Origin of the sequence: Agrobacterium sp. LAD9 (genome assembly GCF_003031125.1) — a bacterium.
Lineage (GTDB): Bacteria > Pseudomonadota > Alphaproteobacteria > Rhizobiales > Rhizobiaceae > Agrobacterium > Agrobacterium radiobacter.
The window spans coordinates 135,245-141,386 of record NZ_PHGS01000027.1; the positions used below are offsets into that span (position 1 = coordinate 135,245).

The window sequence follows — 6,142 nt, forward strand, 5'->3', positions numbered from 1 at the left end:
CCGTGTCGCGCCGATCAGGCAGCAACGATGTCCGTGATGCGGACGACAGTGTGATGCTGACGATGGCCGCGCGAACGCTTGGAGTTCTGACGACGACGCTTCTTGAAGGCGATGACCTTCTTGCCGCGATTGTGCTCGACAACTTCAGCCTTGACGATGGCGCCCTTGACAAAGGGAGCACCGAACTTGGCGTCGGCGCCTTCGCCAACAACGAGAACTTCGGTGAATTCTACAGTTGCGCCTGCCTCTGCTTCCAGCTTTTCGATGGTCAGCACGGCGTCGGCCGCTACGCGGTACTGCTTACCGCCGGTCTTGATGACTGCGAACATTTTTTATCCTTTCATGTTCGTTCCGGCTCTGCTCGCAAATGCAAGCTGGCCGTCTTTTTATCAGTCGGAATTTGGTAGAAACCCTTGGGAACAGAATGCCCCTTTGAATGTCTGCCGGTGAAGCCGCCTTTTAAGGGGCGGAATAAACGGAAGGCGCATTACGCCATCAATTTGGGTGCCGATTACGCGAGACGCCAGTTTATGTCAAGATGACGACGGCCCGAAAAGTAACTGTAACGCCAAGAATTTCATGCTTTTTCGGCGGGTGAAGCAGTCAGGTCTCGAAATTTGCCCAGCAAGTGTTTATATGGGCCTTCCAACAAGGAGCAGAAATGGCCCGCATAGACCAGACCGACGATTGGCGGGACCGCCATGCGCCGACAATTTCCGCCTTCGAGTCGCTTGCGATCGAGGCATATGGCCACCTGCCGGAAGAATTTCGCGCACTAACGAAGGATCTCATCATCGAGATCGCCGATTTTCCGACCGATGACGTGTTCGAGGACATGGCTCTCGAAACGCCTTTCGACCTTCTCGGATTATTCGAAGGACGCGGCATCTCCGAACGTTTCACCATGGAAACGGGCGAGATGGTGAACCGCATCACGCTTTATCGCCGCCCCATTCTCGACTACTGGGCCGAAAATGAGGAGACGCTGGGCGATATCATCACCCATGTCCTGATCCATGAAATCGGCCATCATTTCGGCCTGTCGGATGACGACATGGAACGGATCGAAGAAAGCGCAGACGAGGCCGCCGCCGATCGCTGATCGGGGCGGCTAGCGCCGCTCACTGCTCGCCGAGCTTCATGTCCGGATGGTACTCCTTGCCCTCGACCACCTTGGTCACGGCCTGGCCGCAATGCATGACGCCGCTTGCGGCGTTGAAGGCATAGCTCGGTGAACCCGCGAGTTCCCAACCCTTGTTCAGCGCCTCGGTCACCCGGTGACAGAATTTCGCGTCGTCGGGACCGGTTATGAAACGATAGACCTTCACGTCCTGTTTGCCTTTCTTTGTGCGATGATATCGGCCATGGCGACCAGCCTTTCGGCCTCAACCACATGCAGCCGCTCGATCATGCGACCGTTCATGTTGATGACGTTCAATTCCACAGATTCCGGTTTTGCGAAAGCGGCAATGATCTCGCGCGCTTCCGCGACCGCCGCCTCGTCCGGCGCGAAGCGCCCGTTGGCCGGCTCGATCTGGGCCGGGTGGATCAACATCTTGCCATCGAACCCCATGGCGCGACCCTGCTCACATTCGGCTTCGAAAGCGGCTATATCGCGAAAGTCGTTCGAGACGCTGTCGATGACGTCGAGCCCGTAGGCGCGGGCGGCAAGCACCACCTGCGTCATCCACGGTACGAGATAGGTGCGTCCGGGGAGGGCCGGAACCCGCGTTTCCTTGCGCAGGTCGTTGAGCCCGATGACAAAAGCCGCAAGCCGCGCATCCGGCGTATGGGCCGCGTCAGCAATCGAGGCGGCATTCAGCACACCAAGCGGCGTTTCGATCATCGCCCAGATTTTCAGGCGCTCCGGCGCATCCGCCTCAGCCAGAAGATCGGCCACATCATTGATATCGGCCGGCTGTTCCACCTTCGGCAAAAGAACCGCATCCGGCCGGCAGGAAAGCACGAGCTGCAAATCCGCCTTTCCATCTGGCGTCGAGAGCGGATTGATGCGGATAACGGTTTCCTGCCCGCTAAAAGGCTGCCCCAAAAACAGCTTTTCCAGATTGTCCCGCGCCTTGCCCTTCATATCGGGCGCGACGGAATCCTCCAGATCGAGGATCACCCCGTCACAATCGAGATCGCGGATTTTTTCCAGCGCCCGGACATTAATGGCCGGAACTGACAGCAGCGAACGGCGCGGTCTCACAAGAATATTTTCGGAAAAATCGACCATGCCGCACTTGTGTCAAGCTTTTGTGACATCTGCAAGCTGACAATCCACTGAATCCTCTTGCAAGCCGGAAGAAGAAGGCCCACATTCGTCTGGATAGAAAGGTTTGGATCATGCAAGGCATACGTTCGTTTTTCATCGCCGCATCCGGCATTGCAGTTCTGGCGATAGTCGCCCTTTTCACTGCGTCGCTTACGGTCGCTTTTGTCGGCGTGCTCGCGGTTCTCAGCGCTGCCCGCCTGCTTTCTGCGCGTTTGAAGCCGGCCCCTATTCCGGTCAAGCCCCGTAACCAGCGTGATATGCGCGTCTGGAACGACGGTAAGGGCACGATTATCGATCTCTGAGATCGTCTCAAATCGGCAAAAATGCCAGCGCGCCACACACGGCGTACCGAAGAACGCGGGTTTGCGCTTCTAAAGCGCTTAATTTTGCGGTATTTCCCGGCTGAAAATATCCGGCAGGCCTGTCCGCGCCGGATTATGTTCAAGGGAAACACGGGAAGCGACAGATGGAAAAATTCACCAAGCTGACGGGCGTTGCCGCGCCCATGCCGGTGGTCAATATCGACACCGATATGATCATTCCGAAAGACTATCTGAAGACCATCAAGCGCACCGGCCTTGGCAAGGGCCTCTTTGCCGAGTCGCGTTATCTTGAGGATGGCTCGCCCAATCCGGATTTCGTGCTGAACAAACCCGCTTATCAGAACGCCCAGATCCTTGTCGCCGGCGACAATTTCGGTTGCGGCTCCTCACGCGAACATGCGCCATGGGCGCTTCTCGATTTCGGCATCCGCTGCGTGATCTCCACCAGCTTCGCCGACATCTTCTACAATAACTGTTTCAAGAACGGCATTCTGCCTGTCGTCGTCAGCCCCGAGAACCTCGAAAAGCTGCTGGACGATGCGTCGCGCGGATCGAACGCCGTTCTGTCGATTGATCTGGAACGCCAGGAAATCAGCGGCCCCGATGGCGGCACGATTACCTTCGAGATCGATGAGTTCAAGCGTCACTGCATGCTGAACGGGCTTGATGATATCGGCCTGACGCTCGAACATTCCAGCGCCATCGACACGTTCGAAAAGGCGAACGCCTCGGTCCGCCCCTGGGCCTGACGACATTTCCGCTCTTCAAAAAAAGCCGATCCCGTACCAAACCGTACCGGATCGGCTTTTGCTTTGCTTGAAAAGCCGTTGAGGCAGAGATAAGAAGCCCACGATCCCGTCCGGTTGCGATAAGACTTTGCATCTGCAGGACGGAAACGAGTTTGACGCCGCGCTCGCCGCAACCGAAAACCCTTCGTGATGTTTTCCGGCGCGCCGCCCAAGGAGGGTTCTCATGACAGTCCGTTCGCTTTTCCTGCTGCCCGGTGACGGTATCGGCCCCGAAGCCATGGCCGAGGTCCGCAAGCTGATCGATTATATGAACAGCGCGCACAATGCCGGCTTCACTGTCTCGGAAGGCCTCGTCGGCGGCTCTGCCTATGACGCCCATGGCGTGGCTATTTCCGATGCGGATATGGAAAAGGCGCTTGCCGCCGATGCGATCCTGTTCGGCGCCGTCGGCGGCCCGAAATGGGATGGCGTGCCCTACGAGCACCGCCCGGAAGCCGGCCTGCTGCGCCTGCGCAAGGATCTCGAACTTTTCGCAAATCTGCGTCCCGCCATCTGCTATCCGGCGCTCGCCGCTGCTTCCTCGCTGAAGCCGGAGCTGGTCGAAGGTCTCGATATCCTCATCGTCCGTGAACTGACGGGCGGCGTTTATTTCGGCGAACCGAAGCAGATCATCGATCTCGGCAACGGCCAGAAGCGCGGCATCGACACGCAGATCTACGATACGTTCGAAATCGAGCGCATCGCCAGCGTCGCTTTCGAACTGGCCCGCACCCGTGACAACCGCGTCTGCTCGATGGAAAAGCGCAACGTCATGAAATCAGGCGTTTTGTGGAACCAGGTCGTCACCGAAACCCACGCCGCCAAGTTTAGGGATGTTCAGCTGGAACATATGCTGGCCGATGCCGGCGGCATGCAGCTGGTGCGCAAGCCCAAGCAGTTTGACGTGATCGTCACCGACAACCTCTTCGGCGACATGCTCTCCGACGTCGCCGCCATGCTCACCGGCTCGCTCGGCATGCTGCCCTCGGCCTCTCTCGGCGCACCTGACGCCAAGACCGGCAAGCGCAAGGCCATGTATGAGCCGGTCCACGGTTCGGCCCCTGATATTGCCGGCAAGGGCATCGCCAACCCCATCGCCATGATCGCGTCCTTCGCCATGTGCCTTCGCTACTCGTTCAACATGGTGGATGAGGCGACAAAGCTCGAAACCGCAATCGCAAACGTGCTCGACAAGGGCATCCGCACCGCCGACATCATGGCCGAGGGCAGCCGTCAGGTCGGCACCTCCGAAATGGGCGATGCGGTTCTCGCCGAATTCAAGGCGCTTTCGGCGTAACGCCTGACGAAACCGGTTGGGCAGGCGGCACGTTCACCTGCCCATCTTCCTTTGGCAGAAGATGCTCATATCTTTTGTCAGTCAGCGTCTTCAGAAATGCGACAATGGCGTCCACACGCTTGTCGTCCAGCGCCGGCGCGGATGTCAGTTCCGTCATGGCGATATTTTCAGGCACTTCCGGCGCATCCCACGTCTTGCCGGTTTCCGGATTGATCTGGCGGCTGGGCTTCTTGCTTTTATATTTCACATAAAACAGCACCACCGTACGCAAATCCCTAAATACGCCGTTGTGCATGTAAGGACCGGTGACGGCGACATTGCGCAGCGTCGGCACCTTGAATTTGCCGCGCTGGGCGGCATCGCCGGCAACTTCAGGATTTTGCGCCAGCCCCAGATCGACCGCGCCCGGCTTGGAGCCGTTCACGGCCCGAACCGATGTATTGGCGGGAACGCCGATGTTGAAATATTTGTGGTTGGTGAAGAGGCCGTCTTCCAGGCCCTTGGCGCCGCGGATTTCGTGGCAGGTATTGCAATTGGTAAATTGCGTCGAGGAGATCAGGACCCGACCCAGCTCTTCCTGATCGGTCAGCTTCTCCTCGCCGCGCAGGAAACGGTCATATTTGGAATCGAAGGTGGAAAATTCATCGGAGCGCTCGAAGCTCGCCAGCGCCTTCGTCATCGCGGCATAGGCAGTGTCGTCGCTCTCAAAAACATCCTTGCCGAACTGCGTGCCGAAAGCCGCGACATAATCCGGGTTTTCCCGGAGCCGTTTGACGACCGAGGTCTTGTCCGGCATGCCCATTTCGAGGGGATTAAGCGGCGGACCGCCCGCCTGATCTTCGAGCAGAGAGGCGCGGCCATCCCAGAATTGCCCGCCGACATACTCGCCCGCCGCATTCCTGCCGAAAGGCGGCGTGAAGCGGGCATAAGCTGCAGTCGGCGCGTTGCGGTCGCCCAGCGAAATCCCATCGTCGCCGAGAGAGACGTCCCGCCCGACCTTTTCGCTCTCCCGCGCATCGGAAAAACCGGCCACCTGCATATGGCAGGTGGAACAGGCCATGGTGCGGTTCATCGAAAGGTTGGGATCGTCGAACAGCGCCGCACCGAGCTTTTCCAGCGTTGCGTAATCTTCACCGCCGTGGGCGGCCGTGCCGTCGGTGCCCAAAGGGGCCAGCAAAATGGTCGCAGCGAGAGCGGCAGAGACAAAAAATCCGGGTTTCATCATCGGTAGGCACGCTCGATATGAATGCGCGAGGGCAGGTTCGGACCGGGAAATATGAAGCGGCTTTCGGTCCGGCTGCGCTTCACCGAACATAGATCACGGCAGACAACTCCGCTCTTCCATGCCCTATAAAATGATCTATAGCACTTTCCCGTTATCCAAGCCTACAAACTTTCGCAGCTTGCTCCACTTTGCCGCAGGTCCCACGGACCAAAGCCGTTAACAGTCAACCGCCTC

Annotated in this window: 8 protein-coding genes; 4 read left to right on the forward strand and 4 right to left on the reverse strand. The window is 58.3% G+C overall.

The features are described from left to right. Positions 1-14 precede the first annotated feature (14 nt). A complete protein-coding gene (rplU, locus tag DA915_RS25290; protein ID WP_003492690.1) occupies positions 15-329 on the reverse strand; it encodes a 50S ribosomal protein L21 in 315 nt (104 codons plus the stop codon). Positions 330-661: 332 nt separating this feature from the next. Between rplU and DA915_RS25295 the strand changes: the two genes are divergently transcribed. Further along, on the forward strand, positions 662-1,102 hold the full coding sequence (locus DA915_RS25295; protein ID WP_003505257.1) for a metallopeptidase family protein: 441 nt from the start codon (positions 662-664) through the stop codon (positions 1,100-1,102). Between the two features lie 19 nt (positions 1,103-1,121). Here the strand turns inward: DA915_RS25295 and DA915_RS25300 are convergent, their stop codons facing one another. Continuing rightward, a complete protein-coding gene (locus DA915_RS25300; RefSeq protein ID WP_003505258.1) occupies positions 1,122-1,328 on the reverse strand; it encodes a DUF1737 domain-containing protein in 207 nt (68 codons plus the stop codon). Then, positions 1,325-2,236: a CoA ester lyase gene (locus DA915_RS25305; protein ID WP_175281110.1), complete on the reverse strand. Its 912-nt coding sequence runs from the start codon at positions 2,234-2,236 to the stop codon at positions 1,325-1,327. The genes DA915_RS25300 and DA915_RS25305 overlap by 4 nt, the downstream gene beginning before the upstream one ends. Positions 2,237-2,346: 110 nt before the next feature. Between DA915_RS25305 and DA915_RS25310 the strand changes: the two genes are divergently transcribed. The 3 genes from DA915_RS25310 to leuB all read left to right on the forward strand — a co-directional run bounded on the left by DA915_RS25310 (position 2,347) and on the right by leuB (position 4,683). Next, positions 2,347-2,577: a hypothetical protein gene (locus DA915_RS25310; protein ID WP_003505260.1), complete on the forward strand. Its 231-nt coding sequence runs from the start codon at positions 2,347-2,349 to the stop codon at positions 2,575-2,577. A 164-nt stretch (positions 2,578-2,741) separates the two neighbouring features. Next, on the forward strand, positions 2,742-3,347 hold the full coding sequence (gene leuD, locus DA915_RS25315; protein ID WP_003505261.1) for a 3-isopropylmalate dehydratase small subunit: 606 nt from the start codon (positions 2,742-2,744) through the stop codon (positions 3,345-3,347). Positions 3,348-3,570: 223 nt separating this feature from the next. Beyond that, complete coding sequence (leuB, locus tag DA915_RS25320) at positions 3,571-4,683, forward strand: 3-isopropylmalate dehydrogenase (protein ID WP_107677657.1); 1,113 nt, start codon at positions 3,571-3,573, stop codon at positions 4,681-4,683. On the opposite strand, the gene DA915_RS25325 is transcribed toward leuB, so the two are convergent. Beyond that, positions 4,664-5,908, reverse strand: coding sequence for a cytochrome-c peroxidase (locus tag DA915_RS25325; RefSeq protein WP_107677664.1), 1,245 nt, complete (start codon positions 5,906-5,908; stop codon positions 4,664-4,666). The two genes, leuB and DA915_RS25325, sit on opposite strands and share 20 nt — an antisense overlap. Between the last annotated feature and the right edge of the window lie 234 nt (positions 5,909-6,142).